The sequence below is a fragment of the Actinomadura luteofluorescens genome (assembly GCF_013409365.1).
GTDB classification, from domain to species: Bacteria; Actinomycetota; Actinomycetes; order Streptosporangiales; family Streptosporangiaceae; genus Spirillospora; species Spirillospora luteofluorescens.
Map to the genome: position 1 here is coordinate 5297410 of NZ_JACCBA010000001.1, position 14257 is coordinate 5311666.

General features: G+C 72.2%; 15 protein-coding genes. 8 read left to right on the forward strand and 7 right to left on the reverse strand.

Annotated elements, in window-relative coordinates; genetic code table 11:
* Nucleotides 1–33 precede the first annotated feature (33 nt).
* From BJY14_RS47345 to BJY14_RS24615, 3 genes are all read left to right on the forward strand, one after another.
* The gene (locus BJY14_RS47345) at nucleotides 34–1221 is read left to right on the forward strand and encodes a cytochrome P450 (RefSeq protein WP_312879387.1); all 1188 of its coding nucleotides are present in this window, start codon (nucleotides 34–36) and stop codon (nucleotides 1219–1221) included.
* 72 nt (nucleotides 1222–1293) lie between these two features.
* The gene (locus BJY14_RS24610) at nucleotides 1294–2277 is read left to right on the forward strand and encodes an efflux ABC transporter ATPase subunit, DrrA-related (protein ID WP_179845787.1); all 984 of its coding nucleotides are present in this window, start codon (nucleotides 1294–1296) and stop codon (nucleotides 2275–2277) included.
* Nucleotides 2274–3059, forward strand: a complete 786-nt coding sequence (locus tag BJY14_RS24615; RefSeq protein WP_179845788.1) for an ABC transporter permease — start codon at nucleotides 2274–2276, stop codon at nucleotides 3057–3059. The genes BJY14_RS24610 and BJY14_RS24615 overlap by 4 nt, the downstream gene beginning before the upstream one ends.
* Here BJY14_RS24615 and BJY14_RS24620 read toward each other — a convergent pair.
* The 3 genes from BJY14_RS24620 to BJY14_RS24630 all read right to left on the reverse strand — a co-directional run bounded on the left by BJY14_RS24620 (nucleotide 3056) and on the right by BJY14_RS24630 (nucleotide 7099).
* A complete protein-coding gene (locus tag BJY14_RS24620; protein WP_179845789.1) occupies nucleotides 3056–6262 on the reverse strand; it encodes an ATP-binding protein in 3207 nt (1068 codons plus the stop codon). The genes BJY14_RS24615 and BJY14_RS24620 overlap by 4 nt on opposite strands.
* Before the next feature lie 70 nt (nucleotides 6263–6332).
* Nucleotides 6333–6707, reverse strand: a complete 375-nt coding sequence (locus BJY14_RS24625; RefSeq protein ID WP_179845790.1) for a hypothetical protein — start codon at nucleotides 6705–6707, stop codon at nucleotides 6333–6335.
* The gene (locus BJY14_RS24630; RefSeq protein ID WP_179845791.1) at nucleotides 6686–7099 is read right to left on the reverse strand and encodes an ATP-binding protein; all 414 of its coding nucleotides are present in this window, start codon (nucleotides 7097–7099) and stop codon (nucleotides 6686–6688) included. The genes BJY14_RS24625 and BJY14_RS24630 overlap by 22 nt, the downstream gene beginning before the upstream one ends.
* Nucleotides 7100–7296: 197 nt before the next feature.
* On the opposite strand from BJY14_RS24630, the gene BJY14_RS24635 reads away from it, so the two are divergent.
* Nucleotides 7297–8199 (forward strand): helix-turn-helix domain-containing protein, encoded by a 903-nt coding sequence (locus BJY14_RS24635; protein WP_179845792.1) that lies wholly within the window; start codon nucleotides 7297–7299, stop codon nucleotides 8197–8199.
* A complete protein-coding gene (locus tag BJY14_RS24640; protein WP_179845793.1) occupies nucleotides 8162–8344 on the forward strand; it encodes a DUF397 domain-containing protein in 183 nt (60 codons plus the stop codon). Before BJY14_RS24635 ends, BJY14_RS24640 begins: the two co-directional genes overlap by 38 nt.
* A 160-nt stretch (nucleotides 8345–8504) precedes the next feature.
* On the opposite strand, the gene BJY14_RS24645 is transcribed toward BJY14_RS24640, so the two are convergent.
* The 4 genes from BJY14_RS24645 to BJY14_RS24660 all read right to left on the reverse strand — a co-directional run bounded on the left by BJY14_RS24645 (nucleotide 8505) and on the right by BJY14_RS24660 (nucleotide 11418).
* A complete protein-coding gene (locus tag BJY14_RS24645) occupies nucleotides 8505–9071 on the reverse strand; it encodes a hypothetical protein (protein ID WP_179845794.1) in 567 nt (188 codons plus the stop codon).
* Between the two features lie 35 nt (nucleotides 9072–9106).
* A complete protein-coding gene (locus tag BJY14_RS24650) occupies nucleotides 9107–9406 on the reverse strand; it encodes a hypothetical protein (RefSeq protein WP_179845795.1) in 300 nt (99 codons plus the stop codon).
* 61 nt (nucleotides 9407–9467) lie between these two features.
* Nucleotides 9468–10358, reverse strand: coding sequence for an HAD family hydrolase (locus BJY14_RS24655; RefSeq protein WP_179845796.1), 891 nt, complete (start codon nucleotides 10356–10358; stop codon nucleotides 9468–9470).
* A 382-nt stretch (nucleotides 10359–10740) separates the two neighbouring features.
* Nucleotides 10741–11418: a sigma-70 family RNA polymerase sigma factor gene (locus BJY14_RS24660; protein ID WP_179845797.1), complete on the reverse strand. Its 678-nt coding sequence runs from the start codon at nucleotides 11416–11418 to the stop codon at nucleotides 10741–10743.
* 134 nt (nucleotides 11419–11552) lie between these two features.
* Here BJY14_RS24660 and BJY14_RS24665 point away from each other — a divergent pair, with 134 nt between their 5' ends.
* From BJY14_RS24665 to BJY14_RS24675, 3 genes are all read left to right on the forward strand, one after another.
* Nucleotides 11553–12899, forward strand: a complete 1347-nt coding sequence (locus BJY14_RS24665) for a putative quinol monooxygenase (RefSeq protein ID WP_179845798.1) — start codon at nucleotides 11553–11555, stop codon at nucleotides 12897–12899.
* Between the two features lies 1 nt (nucleotide 12900).
* Nucleotides 12901–13152 carry a glutaredoxin family protein gene (locus tag BJY14_RS24670; protein WP_179845799.1) on the forward strand — a complete coding sequence of 84 codons (252 nt, stop codon included), beginning with the start codon at nucleotides 12901–12903 and terminating at the stop codon, nucleotides 13150–13152.
* Nucleotides 13153–13381: 229 nt separating this feature from the next.
* Complete coding sequence (locus tag BJY14_RS24675) at nucleotides 13382–14122, forward strand: redox-sensing transcriptional repressor Rex (protein ID WP_179845800.1); 741 nt, start codon at nucleotides 13382–13384, stop codon at nucleotides 14120–14122.
* Nucleotides 14123–14257 lie beyond the last annotated feature (135 nt).

A 14257-nucleotide genomic window follows, 5' to 3' on the forward strand; every position in this document is an offset into this window, starting at 1 on the left:
GCCAACGGAACACACCCTGTGAGGGGAGGCCGCGTGGAGGACGGGACGGAACGCAGCGAGGCAGGCGGACCGCGGGTGGGCTTCGATCCGTTCGCCGGACCGAGGCCCGCCGGGACGGCCCATGAGCGGATGGACGAGTTACGCGAGACGCATCCGGCGTTCCGCAGCACCGCGGGGCCCGGCTTCTGGGTGCTGACGCGGTACGACGACATCCTCGCCGCCTTCCAGGACCCGGAGACGTTCTCCAGCCGCGCGATCGCCGTCATCGACCCCGACCCGGCGCACCAGTGGATCCCGGTCATGCTCGACCCGCCACTGCACACGACGTGGCGGCGGTTGCTCCGGCCGTTCTTCACCCCCGTGGCCGCCGCCGTCCTCCAGGACCGGGTCACCCGGCACTGCGCCGCCCTGATCGACGGTTTCGCCTCCCGCGGCTCGTGCGACTTCGTCGCCGACTTCGCCCGCCTGTACCCCACCGCCATCTTCCTGGAGCTGGTCGGCCTGCCCACCGAGAGGCTGGAGGAGTTCCTCAGGTGGGAGCGCGCCATCCTGCACTCGCAGCCCTCCACCGGCGGACGGGCCGAGGCCATGGCGGCGCTGACGGCCTGCCTCACCGAACTCATCCGGGACCGCCGCGCCCGTCCGCGCGAAGACCTGGTCAGCGCCGCGACCAGGTTCGCCGTCGACGGGCGGCCCGTCACCGACGACGAGCTGCTCCAGCTGTGCGTCCTGCTCTTCCTCGCCGGTCTCGACACCGTCGCCGCCCAGCTCTCCTACACGTTCTGGCACCTGGCGAGGCAGGACGCCGACCGTGCCCGCATCGCCGCCGACCCCGACGTCATCCCGGACGCGATCGAGGAGTTCCTCCGCGTCTACGCGCCCGTCCTGCCCGCCCGCAAGCTCACCCGCGACGTCGAGCTGCGCGGCTGCCCGATGAAGGCGGGGGAGATGGTGATGCTCCCGACCGCCATGGCGAACCGCGACCCACGGGCCGTCCCCGCCGCCTCCACCGTCGACATCGACCGCCCGCCGGCCCGCCACCTGGCCTTCGGCGCGGGGCCGCACCGCTGCCTCGGCGCGCACCTGGCCCGGCTCGAACTCCAGATCGCGCTCCGCGAATGGCACGCCCGCATCCCGGACTACCGCATCGCCCCCGGCGCCGCGCCCGTGGAGCACGCAAGCCTCGTCCTGGGCCTGGACGCATTGCCCCTGACCTGGTGACTTTCAGGCGCGCGGGCTGGTTGAAGCCGGTGTGAAAGCGGGCTGAAGGCGGGGGCGCGCATGCTTCGGGACATGAACATCGAGGCACGGCAGACGGCCATCAAGGTGGTCGGCCTGCGCAAGGCGTTCGGGGACAAGACCGTCCTGGACGGGATCGACTTCGAGGTGTCGCGCGGCACCGTCTTCTCGCTGCTCGGGCCCAACGGGGCGGGGAAGACGACGGCGGTGCGCATCCTGTCCACGCTGATCCGCGCGGACGGCGGCGAGATCAGCGTCGCGGGGCGGGACCTGCGCGCGGACCCCGACGGGGTGCGCCGGACGATCGGCGTGACCGGGCAGTACTCGGCGGTGGACGGGCTGCTGACCGGGCGGGAGAACCTGATCCTCATGGCGGACCTGCACCGGCTCGGCAAGGCCGCCGGGCGCCGGGCCGCCGACGCGATGCTGGAGCGGTTCGACCTGGTGGAGGCGGCGAGCAAGAAGGCCGCCGACTACTCGGGCGGGATGCGGCGGCGGCTCGACATCGCGATGACGCTGATCGGCGGCCCGCAGATCATCTTCCTGGACGAGCCGACGACCGGGCTCGACCCGCGCAGCCGCCGGACCATGTGGGAGATCATCCGGGGCCTGGTCAGGGACGGTGTGACCATCTTCCTGACGACGCAGTACCTGGAGGAGGCCGACCGGCTCGCCGACCGGATCGCGGTGCTGGACGGCGGCCGGCTGGTCGCCGAGGGCGCCCCGGACGAGCTGAAGCGGCTCGTCCCGGGCGGGCACGTCCGGCTGCGGTTCGCCGACCTGGCGGCGCTCGACGCGGCGGCGCGCACGCTCGGCTCGGTGACGCGGGACGACGACGCGCTCGCCCTCCAGGTGCCCGGGCACGGCGGCGTCGCCTCCCTGCGGACGCTGCTCGGACGGCTGGAGGCGGCGTCGGTCGAGGTCGCCGAGCTGTCGCTGCACACCCCCGATCTGGACGACGTCTTCCTCGCCCTCACCGCCAAGCCCGGCGAGTCCGGCGAGTCCGGCACGACCCACGAGAAGGTGACCTCGCGATGACCACGCTCACGCACGCGGCGGCCGACTCCGCGACGATGCTGCGCCGCAACCTGCGGCACGCGCTGCGCTACCCGTCGCTGACGATGGCCGGGATGATGATGCCGATCATGATCATGCTGCTGTTCGTCGGCGTGTTCGGCAACGCGCTCGGCGACGGCGTCGGCGGCGCGGCCAAGGGCGACTACATCCAGTACGTCGCGCCGGGGATCATCATGATGGCGGTCGCGTCCGGCTGCATGGCGACGTCGGTGTCGGTCTGCGTGGACATGACCGAGGGCATCGTCGACCGGTTCCGGACGATGTCGATCTCACGGTCGTCGCTGCTCACCGGGCACGTCGCGGGCAGCATGATCCAGACGCTGCTGAGCACCGCCGCGGTCGTCGCCGTCGCGGCCGCGATGGGCTTCCGGACGAGCGGCGGCGCGCTGGACTGGCTCGCGGCCGGCGGCCTGCTGGTGCTGCTCACGTTCGCGCTGACCTGGCTCGCGGTCATGCTCGGGCTGCTGGCCAAGAACCCGGAGGGCGCGAGCAACACGCCGATGATCATCCAGTTCCTGCCGTTCGTCGGCAGCACGATCGTGCCGCCGGAGTCGATGCCGGCCGGGGTGCGGTGGTTCGCGCAGTACCAGCCGTTCACCCCGATGATCGAGACGCTGCGGGGGCTGCTGGCCGGGACGCCGAGCGGGCGGGACGCGGCCGTGTCCGTCGCCTGGTGCGTCGGCCTCGCCGTCGTCGGCTACGCGTTCTCCAAGGTGCTGTTCGACCGGAAGGCGCCCCGCTAGCCCCGTCCGAACTCGCGCGCGAGCCCCGCGGCGGCGGCCCGCAGCTCCTCCCGGCCCAGGCCGGCGTACTCCGACACCGCGCCGGAGTACGCCGGCCGGTCGGCGTCCTCGGCGGCGCGGGTGATCGCCGCCGTGGACATGGTCGGCCGGAACGACCGGACGTGGTGGAGGCGCTGCGCCAGCGCGATGGCCCGGGCCGCCCGCGCCCGCACGTCCGGCGCGGCGCCGGGATCGGCGAGGTCGACCATGGCGAGCGCGAGCAGCAGCCCGCCGCCGACGGGCAGGTCCATGTAGAAGGAGGGCATCGGGAACGGCGGGCCGTCGACCAGCGCCGCCAGCTTGGCGGGGAGCCCGGCGACGATGTCCTCGACGAGCGCCGTGCGCCCGTGCCGGGCGTGCGCGACCACGGTGACGCAGTGGGCCTCCACCGTCCACGGATCGAGGCCGGTGAGCGGCATCGGGCCGTCCTCGGTGGCGAGCCGCGCCACCGCCTCCCGCCAGAGGCGCAGGCCGGTGTCGACGTCACCGCGGCCGAGAGCGATCTCCGCGCGCGCTCCGAGGTTGAAGGCGGCCGTGCCGAAGGACTCGTCCGGCCCGTCGACCAGCGACTGGTCGAGCCGCCGCTCGGCCTCGTCGTACTCGCCGACCGCCATGTGGCCCGACGCGAGCGCCCACATCAGCCCGAACATGTCGGGCCACTCGTACCGCTCCAGCAGCTCCAGCGATATCCGCAGGTGGTGCAGGGCCCTCTCGGCCTGGTCGAGCTGCATCAGCAGTTCGCTGAGGCGCGAGTGGGCGAGCAGGCGGCACCACGGGATGTCCGGCGCGCCGGACATCCCGATCATCGCCTCGGTCGCCGCGAGCGCCCCCGCCACGTCGCCGTCGCGCTCGCGCAGGTATCCCGCGGCGCAGTTCGCGATGGCGGCGACGAGCGGCTCGTCCCGGGCGCACATCTCGTCCAGGGCGGAGCCGCCGGGGGCGAGGATCTCCGGCAGGGCGGCCAGCACCGTCGCGATCGCGGGGATGAGACCGTCCGGCGGCGGGGGCGGGAGGCGGCGCAGCGCGACGAGCGTGCGGGTCGCCTGCGGTCCCTTGAACAGGCTCGTGGCGAGCACGCTCACGGTGAGCGCCGTCCGCGTGGTCTCGACGTCCTCGGGGACGGGACGGTAGCGGCTGAGGAGCCCGGCGGTCTCCTCGGCCAGGACGAGCAGCCGGCCGTAGGCCGCCTCCAGCGTCCACACCCCGCCGAGGGCGGCGGTCACCGCAGCGACGGCCGGGCCGTCCCGGCGGGCCAGGCCCTGGCGGAGGGCCTGCTGGAGGTTGTCCTGCTCGACCCGCACGCGCTCCACGGGCCCGAACGGCTCGGCGCCGAACAGCGCCTCGTGGCGCGCCGCGCCGAACTCCCGCGCCCAGGCGAGCATGCCGCCGACCGCGAGGTCCGTCTCGCCTGCGGCCTCCCGGTGGGCCGCGCTGAACTCGCGGACGCTCTCCAGCATCCGGAAGCGGGTCTCGGGGCCGCCCTCCACGGGTTCCAGTAGGGACTGGCCGACGAGGTCCTCCAGGACCTCCAGCGCCCCGCCGCCCGGGAGGCCGCCGCCGAGGACGTGCCGTGCCGCGTCCGCGGTGAAACCCGCAGGGAAGATCGACAGTGACCGCATGGCGGCCCGGCCGGACGGGGAGAGCAGGTTCCAGCTCCAGTCCACGACCGCGTGCATGGTCCGGTGCCGGGACGGCGCGTCGCGGGCGTGGCCGCGCAGCAGGGCGAACCGGTCGTCCAGGCCGCGGGCGATCTCGGCCACGGACATGACGCGGACGCGCGCCGCCGCCAGCTCGATCGCCAGCGGCAGCCCGTCCAGGTGGCGGCACAGCTCCTCCACCGCGCCGGAGGGCAGGGCCGCGCCGGGACGCGCCGCGTGCGCCCGCTGCCGGAACAGCTCCGCCGACGTCGGCGGGTCCAGCGCGGGCAGCGGGTACACCGACTCCGACGACAGCCCGAGCGGCGCGCGGCTCGTGGTCAGGATCCGCAGGTCCCGGGTCATCGACACGAGCGCTCCGGCGAGGCCGGCGGCGCCCTCGACGACGTGCTCGCAGTTGTCCAGGACGAGCAGGCCGGAGCCGGCCCCGAGCACCTCGGCGATCGCCGAGACGAGGTCGGCGGGCCCGCCGGCGCGCCCGCGGACCCGCGGCGACTCGCCGACCCCGAGGACGGACGCGACCTCGCCCGCCACGTCCTCGTCCCGGGCGACGCCGGCGAGGGAGACGTAGTGCACCGCCCGCTGCGGCGCCTCCCGCGCGACGGTGTTCGCCAGCCGCGTCTTGCCCAGCCCGCCCGCACCGACGATCGAGGTGACGCGGGACGCGCGCAGCAGATCCAGGACGGCGGTGAGGTCCCCGGCCCGGCCGAGCAGCGGGTTCGGCTCGTGCGCCACGCCGCGCCGCACGGCGGGAGCCTCGTCCTGGAGCAGCTCCTGCTGGACGCGCTGGAGCGCGCCTCCCGGATCGGTGCCCAGCTCGTCGCGCAGGGAGCGACGGTAGGACTCGTACCGTGCCAGCGCCGCGGACGGCCCGGCCGTCGCGGCCTCGCACCGCAGCAGCTCCGCGAGCACCTCCTCGTCGCGCGGATACCTCCGGGCGACGTCGCTCAGCGCCTCGAAGCCCTCCGTGTGCCGCGCGACGCGCGCCAGGGCCAGGGCACGGGCCCGGCTCAGCGTCCAGTAGGTCGGGGCCCGGTTCGCGCGCAGGACGGGCAGCGGATCGTCCCCGTCGTCCGGCTCGGGCGGCCCGTCCCAGAGCGCCAGCCCGTCCTCGGCGTGGGCGAGCGCACCTGTGTGGTCGCCGTCGCGTGAACTCCGCGCGCTCGCCGACGCGGCGAGCAGCACGGCGGAGGCGTCCACCGCGGACTCGTCCAAGCCGAGGCGGTACCCGGTCGGCATGCTGACGATGACGTCCGTGCCCAGCTGCGACCTCGCCCGGGAGACCACGACCTGGAGCGCCTTCACCGGGTTGTCCGGGCGCTCCTCCGGCCACAGCCCCTCCACCAGCCGGACGACGGAGACGCCCGCCCGCGGCTCGCCCGCGAGGAGCGCGAGCAGCCCGCGCAGGCGCGGGCTGGTGACGTCCCGCCCCCGGCACGCGACCCCGGACAGCAGCCGTAGCTCGACCGAGCCGCTGGGGACGGAGCCGCGGGGGAGGGAGTCAACCACGGGGACAGACTAGGACGCGTTCGACAGAACACGACAGGATGCGTCGGCGGCGCGCCGCCGAGTGAGGCCGTCACCAGGTGGAGGGGAAGAGGCGGTGTTTGAGGAGGCGGTCGATCTGCGCGGCCGCCTTCTTGACGTCGCTGCACAGGCACAGGTAGCCGTGCCGCCCCCGCTGCGCGTCGTGGTAGGCCCAGGTGCCTCCCGGGGTGGCGAGGACGCTCACCACGATGCCGATGTCCTTGGTCCCCCTCGCGTGGATCCACAGCAGCGAAAGCGGGACGGGGAACTCCTCACGCCGGTAGAACCTCACGAACCGCCAGCCCTGCGGAGCCAGGGCCGCGGCCAGCTCTTCCAGGTGCCGCGCGGCCGTCTCCTGGCCCCGGCGGGTGCGCCACCGCAGCAGGTGGCGTTCGGCAAGGGCGGCTACAGCCCGCACTTCGCCCACGTGAGCTTCCCTCCCTCCACCAGCGGCCGGGTCCCCCAGTCGAGTGCGAGAGCGGCCACCATCAGCAGCCCTCGCCCGCCGATGGACGTGAGGTTCTCCTGCCGGAGGACCGGCCGCCCTGCGCCGCCGTCCCAGACCTCGACCGTGGGCAGGCCGTCGCGCTCGTCCCGGAACACCCGCAGGACGATCGGCCCCTCCCCGTGGAGCAGCGCGTTCGTGACCAGCTCGGAGACGATGGTTCGCCCGGTGTGGTCGTCGGCGCAGCCCCAAGCGGCGAAACGCTCGGCGACGAACCGCCGCGCCCTGGCCGGCGCCTGCTCGTCCGGTTCGAGGACGAGCGTCGAAACGTCCTCGCCGCATATCCCTGCGAGGTCCTTTGTGAATGGATGCATACGACGAGCCGCTCCGTCCTGTCCGATTCGCCGGGCAGATTGCGAAAATGCATTCCGCTATGACCGTTTCGCGGGGAACTGTCAAAACGTTCGCGTCGAACATTCCGACCTTCGTTCTCGGTATCCCGTGGCCGAGCATCGCGCAAAGTGCCATGCTGGGAAATGCGAAAAGCAATGCCACAGGGCAACCTCGGACCATGGCCCCCGACCACTGGTCATCGCTGGTCATGGCAGGTCATAGGGAGACCGCAATGCCGCAGCCCCCGAAGCGCCTCACCCCGTCGAACAGCCCCCTCGACCTGTTCGGATCAGAAGTCCGCCGGTACCGCGCGCTCGTGGACCACAGCATCAAGCAGCTCGCGGACAAGATCCCCTACAGCGCGTCCTTCATCGGCGCCGTCGAACGCGCCGAATGCCACTGCGAACGGAACTTCGCCGAACACTGCGACGCCGTCCTCGACACCAAGCAGGCCCTGTCCCACCTCCACGACGGCCTGTTCGGCGACAAGAAGGACGGCTTCCCCGAGTGGTTCCGCAAGTGGCCAGCCGTGGAAGAGCAAGCTGGCACCCTCAAGGTCTACGAGCCCACCGTGATCTATGGCCTGCTTCAGCGGGAGGAGTACGCGAGCAGCCTCCTCTTCGGCGACCGCGAAGCAACCGATGCTCGACTGGCTCGGCAGTCCGTCCTCACTAGGACGGACCCTGTGGCTCCTCGTCTGATCTACGTCCTGCCCGAGCTCGTACTCTGGTACGACGTTGGAGGGCCAGATGTGATGCGAGCCCAACTCCAGCACCTCGTGGACGCCATCGGACCTCGCTTAAGCGTTCAGGTCATACCGAATGGCGTGCCGCATCCTGGCAACGAAGGAGCGTTCGTTTTGGCGACGCTTCCAGATGGTAAGGAGATCGCTCTCGCCGAGACCGCTGCGCGTGGGATCATGATGGACACGCGAGAGGACATCTCCAGACTTAAGGACAGGTTCGATGCGATCTGCACGCAGGCCCTACCTACGAGTATGAGCGCCGACCTGATCACTCGCACCATCGGAGAGAAGTGGAACCATGAACCGAGAACTCGTCTGGCGCAAGTCGAGCCGTAGCGGCAGTTCTGGTGGCAACTGCGTCGAGTTGGCTGGACTGGCAGGTGGCGTGGCCATTCGGGACTCGAAGGAGCCGGAGGGGCCGGTCCTGCTCGTTCCGCGCGCTGTCCTGCGTGCGGCGCTTCGCGGCCTGACCGATCGCTAGTTCCAATCCCGCCGGGGGGGTGATCCAGACCGCGAGAGCGAATCCACTTCACAACCGGGGAGTCGCTTCCGGCGCGTCCATCCGCCTGGCCTCCCGTGCGTTGTCGCCGGTCAGGCGGCTCATCGCCGGTCGGTGCACGGCCGGTGGGCGGGTCCGCCGGCTAGCGCCCGCGCGTGCGGCGGTAGACGATCAAGCCGGCGATCGGGGCCATCACCAGGTAGTACACCCCCCAGAGGGGCAGTTGGGGGCCCGGCCAGCCGACTTCTCGGCGCTCCCCGCGGGGGCCTGCGCAGTACATCGTGTGGTTGGTGCCCTTGTTCACTCGGTCGGCGACGACGAAGAGATCCGAGTAGGGCGCGTCGCAGAGCCACGGGGCCGCCAGTTGGGCCTGAATCGGGAACAGGATGATGCTGATGTACGCGATGAACGCGGTGATCGGCACCATCACGAGGAGTGCGATGAGCACACTGCGCCGAGGCCTCATGCGCGGTTCACCTTCGTGAATCGTCCGTCTGCCGTGAAGGCGACCACGGCGTCCGCGCGGGGACGAGACGGCGACGTTGATCTCGGGGGCGGAGACGCCGCGGGTGACTGTGATCGATTCGACGTAGCCGTCTTCGTAGCGCGTCCTGGCCATGGCCGTGTCGACGAGTTCCTCCACGTCGCGGAGTCCGGCCACCTCCTGGACGGTGAAGGCCGCGGCGGGGTCGTCGGCGCCGACCTTCACGGGCGACGGGTCGCCCAGACCGTCCGCCGTGTAGGTCAGCTCATCGAGCCGGTCGGCCTCCTGGGGCCGCGCACGCGAGCGGTCACACCGGCGTCCCGGGAGTCGAGGGTGAGCTTGACGAAGCTGAGGGTCCTCGTCCGGTAATGGACGGTCATGGCGCCCATCGCGCCCCGGACCAGCGCCGTGGTGAGGCCGCCGCCGCGGTGCCGCATCTCCGAGACGAACTCTTCCCTGGGCGTGGCACCGCAACCGGCGAGCGCGGCGGCCAGTGCCAGCGCTGACGCCGCGCGGGCGACCCGGTGGGCGCGGGTCCGCGGATGATCTAGGTGTGGCACCAGGTGATCGTAGCGATTCCGGCATATCCGACGGACTGGAGGTTCGGCCTGTTGGGGCAGCTCAGTTCGTCCGGTAGTGGCGGCGCAGCGCGATGCCCGCCGCGACGCCGCCCGCGAGGGCCCCGGCGCCCGCGGCGGCGGGCAGCGCGACCATCGTGACCTTGCGGCCCGTGCGGAAGTCGTGGATCGGCCAGCCGTGGTCCCGGGCGTGGGCGCGCAGCTCGGCGTCGGGGTTCACGGCGTGCGGGTGGCCGACGGCGGTCAGCATCGGCAGGTCGTTGATCGAGTCGCTGTAGGCGGAGCAGCGCGCGAGGTCGAGCCCCTCGCGCTGCGCCAGGGCCCGCACGGCCTCCGCCTTCGCCGGCCCGTGCAGCAGGTTCCCGACGAGCCTGCCGGTGTAGACGCCCTCGCGGGTCTCGGCGACCGTGCCGAGCGCGCCGGTGAGGCCGAGCCGGTGCGCGATCGTCCGGGCGACCTCGACGGGCGTGGCGGTGACGAGCCACACCTGCTGCCCGGAGTCGAGGTGCTGGAGGGCGAGGGTGCGGGTGCCGTGCCAGATGCGGTCGGCCATCACCTCGTCGTAGATCTCCTCGCTCAGCTTGACGATCCCGCTGACCTTCTGCCCGGCGACGAACGTGAGCGCGGCCTCCTTGGCGCTGCCGATGTGCTCGGAGTTCTCGCTGCCGCGCAGCCGGAAGGCGGCCTGCCCCCAGGCGAACATGGCGAGGTCGCGCATGGTGAACAGCTTGCGGGCGGCGAGGCCGCGCGCGAAGTAGTAGATGGACGCGCCGCGCATCATCGTGTTGTCGACGTCGAAGAACGCCGCCGCGGCGGGGTCGGGAGCGGGGAGCGGGGCGAACTCGGCCGCCGCGGCGGCGGCCACCTGACCCGCGCTCTTGTGGTCCTCGTCCCTGCCGCGTCCCCAGAAACCGGGCTGCCAGAATCGCCGCATGAGGCGAAGCCTAGTCAACCGCCTCCCCGCGGCCGTCCCCGCGGCCGTGATTGCGACAGTCCTCACTCCTGTCGCTCGCGGCCTCCATCAACCGCTCGCGCAGCACGGCGCGGAACCGCGGGTCCGGTCCCGCGGCGCTCTCCCGCAGCCGGGCCAGCGCGTTCCCCTGCTCTGCGATCTTTTCCCGCCTCGTCAACACCGGGCTCTCACTGGCCGCTCCCTTGCGGACTCGTGGCGCGAACGCTCCTGTCCGCTTGAACGATCGGAAGGTGGGCCGGGTTACGGCCCGAAAGTTCATTAATAAACTATCTAACGGGCCGGAAGCACCGCCCGCCGGTACGGCGGTCCGGGGTTCCAGCAGGTCGGTGGTCCGGCGGATCGGTCAGCCGCGCAGGTCGTCCGGGAGCATACGGGCCAGCGAGCGGACCGCGCGATACTGCAGCGCCTTGATCGCGCCGGGCTTCTTGTCCATGATCAGCGCGGTCTCGGCGACCGACAGCCCGTGCAGGAAGCGCAGCACGACGCACTCCTGCTGTTCGGAGTTCAGCCGCTGGACGGCCCGCAGCAGGGTCCGGTTGGTCATCGCGTCCAGGACGGCCCGCTCCGGCCCCTCCTGCGGGCGGTCCGGCTCGACCAGCTCGGCGGTGCAGACCTCCAGCCGGTAGCGGCCGGACTTGAAGTGGTCGGCGACCAGGTTGCGGGCGATCGTCACCAGCCAGGCGCCGAAGTCCTTGCCCTGCCAGTGGAAGTCGCAAATGCGGCGCAGGGCCCGCAGGAACGTCTCGCTGGTGAGGTCCTCGGTGAGCGCGTGCGTCCCGACGCGGTAGTAGACGTACCGGTAGACGAGCTCGACGTAGTGGTCGTAGAGGGAGCCGAACGCCTCGGCGTCGCCGTCCCGCGCCCGCAGGACCAGGGCCTTGAGCATCTCGGCCCGCTCGGCGGCCTGGTCGGCGGCGCGGTCGGAGGCACGGTCCCCGGCCCGGCCGGCCGGACGCGCGAGAGGGCCGCGGGAATGGCGAGGAAGCGGGATGACCCCGGCATCGAGGGTCAAGCTGCTCATGCAGTTCTCCTCGGGGCTTACGCGACCTCCGGCGTGAAGTGCCACTCTAGATACCGAAAGGTACGCGAGGCAATGGTGCGTTCCTTGGCCGCGGTTACCCGTCAACCCCCCGGATCGGGCACCATGGGTGCGCGATGGTCGATGCTCTTCTCGCGTTGCTGGCGACCCTTGGTGCCCTGGCGGCCACCGGGTTGCTGGTTCAGCGCGCCTACAAGGACCGGCTGCTCTATCTGATCGCCTGGTCGTTCACGCAGGTCGGGCTCACGCTCGCGCTGCTGTCCATGAGCCTCGGCTTCATGATGGGGTTCAACGGCGCGTTCTTTCGCGTCATGGAACTCGGCGCCGCGCTGGTCGGCCCGGTGTGGCTCGCGCTCGGCATGATCGAACTGATCGCGCGGTACGTGCAGGTCCGGTTCGGCGCCTGGCTCTTCACGATCTCCTACACGGTCGTCGCGATCGTGATCCTGATCCTGGACCCGCTCAAGGGCTCGCTCGGCAAGAGCCTGCCGAAGCCGAGCGCCACCTACGACGCGCTGCCGCTGCTGCTGATCGACGGCTCGCACGTCGTCGCCGTGCTCGCGCTGGCCGGGTGCACCGGGGTGACCGCCTGGCTCGCCAGCAAGCGCGACCAGGAGGCCGCCGAGCTGCTCATCCCGGTGGCGCTGGTCGCCCTCGCGGGCGTCCTGGTGGTCAGCGGCACCCGCGGGTTCCTGCCCGCGCCGCTCGCGGTGATCGCGCTCGGCGCCGCCGCCGGGCTGGTCTGGTACGGCGCGATGCGCACGATCCCCGTGTACGACGAGGACGCCGAGGGCTACGACGAGTACGGGGACGAGCCCGCGACCGGGTACGAGGAGCAGGGCTACAGCAAGGCGGCCAAGGCGGCCAAGGCGGCCAAGGCCGAGCCCGTCCCGGCGCCGACCCCGCCGCCCGACCCCCGGCGCGAACTGCGCTTCCCCGAGCCGGCCTCCGAGGAACTGCGTTACCCCGAGAACACCAGCATCCCGGAGCAGCCCGCCTACCCGGCGCACGGCGACCCCGCCGGGCCCACGACGGTGGACGGCCCGCTCGCCGGTCCGCTCGACCGGTCCCCGCTCGACCGGTCCCCGCTCGCCGGGCTCGCCAAGCCGGGCGCGCTCGGCGGCGACCTGGCGAACGCGTGCGGCCAGATCACCGTCTACACGCTGCTGGACGGGCGTGAGGACGCCTTCGACCGGCTCGCCGCCGACCTGGTGAAGGCCGCGCTGGCGACCGAGCCCGAGACGCTGGTCTTCGCCTGCCACGAGGTGGTCGGCGGCCCCACGCAGCGGATCTTCTACCAGCTGTTCCGGGACCAGGCCGCGTTCGCCGCGCACCGCCGCCAGCCGCACCTGCAGCGCTTCCTGGGCGAGTCGCGCACCCACGTGATCGCCACGAACGTGATCGAGCTGAAGCTCGGTCCCGCCAAGGTGCCGCTCCCGGCGCCGGAGTTCCCCGGGAGGTGACATGGCGCGCGACATCATGATCACGCTGCTCGGCAAGCCCGGCTGCCACCTGTGCGAGGACGCCCGCGCGGTGGTCGAGCGCGTCGCCCGCGACCTGGACGTGCCGTGGGAGGAGCGCGACATCACGCGGTCCGAGCAGGACACCGAGCAGTACTGGGAGCAGATCCCCGTCACGCTGATCAACGGCGTCCAGCACGACTTCTGGCGCGTCGACGAGGCCCGCCTGCGCGCGGCGATCGCGAACCTGCGCTAAGCCCCTGCCCCGGGCGCCCGTGCTGGACCGGCCGCCTGCCAGGGCATGTCTGGTCGGTCACACCCGTCCGCTTCGTGGTACTTCGCCCGTATGCTGAAAAGGCCCTGATGGCCGCCCTTTCCGGGGCGCCGTCCGGTGCGCGCGCCGTCCGCCGAACCGGGGGCGACTTTGTGCGCGTATTCACAAGGGCTTAACCTGGGGGACACACCGTCGAGCCGAAGAGCAGGCCGTGACACCTCGACAGAACCGCCACCGCGACCGCGCGGGCCGCGGCATCCCCGAAGCCACCGTGGCGCGGCTCCCGGTCTACCTGCGGGCCCTCACCGGGCTCCAGGAGCGCGACGTCGCGACCGTCTCCTCCGAGGAGCTCGCGGCCGCGGCCGGCGTCAACTCGGCCAAGCTCCGCAAGGACCTGTCCCACCTCGGCTCCTACGGCACCCGCGGCGTCGGCTACGAGGTGGAGTACCTCGTCTACCAGATCTCCCGCGAGCTCGGCCTCACCCAGGACTGGGTCGTCGCCATCATCGGCGTCGGCAACCTCGGCCGGGCCCTGGCCGGCTACGGCGGTTTCGCGTCCCGCGGCTTCCGCGTGGCGGGCCTGCTCGACGCCGACGAGTCCATCGTCGGGCAGGAGATCTCCGGCATGACGGTGGAGCACACCGACCGGCTGGAGGACATGATCGCCGGGCACGGGGTGTCCATCGCCGTGATCGCGACCCCGGCCGGGGCCGCCCAGGGGGTGTGCGACCGCGTGGTCGCCGCCGGCGTGACGAGCGTTCTGAACTTCGCCCCCGTGGTGCTGTCGGTGCCCGACGGGGTGGACGTGCGCAAGGTCGATCTGTCCATCGAGCTGCAGATTCTCGCGTTCCACGAGCAGCGCAAGGCGGGCGGGCCCGACGGCTTCGCCCCGCTGGCGCCCGCGGAGGCGCCGGCCGGCGCTGCGCAGTACGTGGAAACGGTGGAAGCATGAGGGGGACAAATCGGGGGGCGTGGAGGATCGCCCCCTCATCGACACGTCTGAGCGGAGCGGTTCAGGGGGCGGCGGACGGCCCCTTCTCACCAGGAGCTCGCACGGCGCGGGTGGGCGGAGACTCGGAAGATGCTG

Excerpts from the sequence above, each read along its gene's own strand:
- BJY14_RS24610 (WP_179845787.1), top strand. The coding sequence starts at position 1,294 with ATGAACATCGAGGCACGGCAGACGGCCATCAAGGTGGTCGGCCTGCGC.
- BJY14_RS24615 (WP_179845788.1), top strand. The coding sequence starts at position 2,274 with ATGACCACGCTCACGCACGCGGCGGCCGACTCCGCGACGATGCTGCGC.
- BJY14_RS24630 (WP_179845791.1), bottom strand. The coding sequence starts at position 7,099 with ATGCATCCATTCACAAAGGACCTCGCAGGGATATGCGGCGAGGACGTT.
- BJY14_RS24635 (WP_179845792.1), top strand. The coding sequence starts at position 7,297 with ATGGCCCCCGACCACTGGTCATCGCTGGTCATGGCAGGTCATAGGGAG.
- BJY14_RS24640 (WP_179845793.1), top strand. The coding sequence starts at position 8,162 with ATGAACCGAGAACTCGTCTGGCGCAAGTCGAGCCGTAGCGGCAGTTCT.
- BJY14_RS24655 (WP_179845796.1), bottom strand. The coding sequence starts at position 10,358 with ATGCGGCGATTCTGGCAGCCCGGTTTCTGGGGACGCGGCAGGGACGAG.
- BJY14_RS24660 (WP_179845797.1), bottom strand. The coding sequence starts at position 11,418 with ATGAGCAGCTTGACCCTCGATGCCGGGGTCATCCCGCTTCCTCGCCAT.
- BJY14_RS24665 (WP_179845798.1), top strand. The coding sequence starts at position 11,553 with ATGGTCGATGCTCTTCTCGCGTTGCTGGCGACCCTTGGTGCCCTGGCG.
- BJY14_RS24670 (WP_179845799.1), top strand. The coding sequence starts at position 12,901 with ATGGCGCGCGACATCATGATCACGCTGCTCGGCAAGCCCGGCTGCCAC.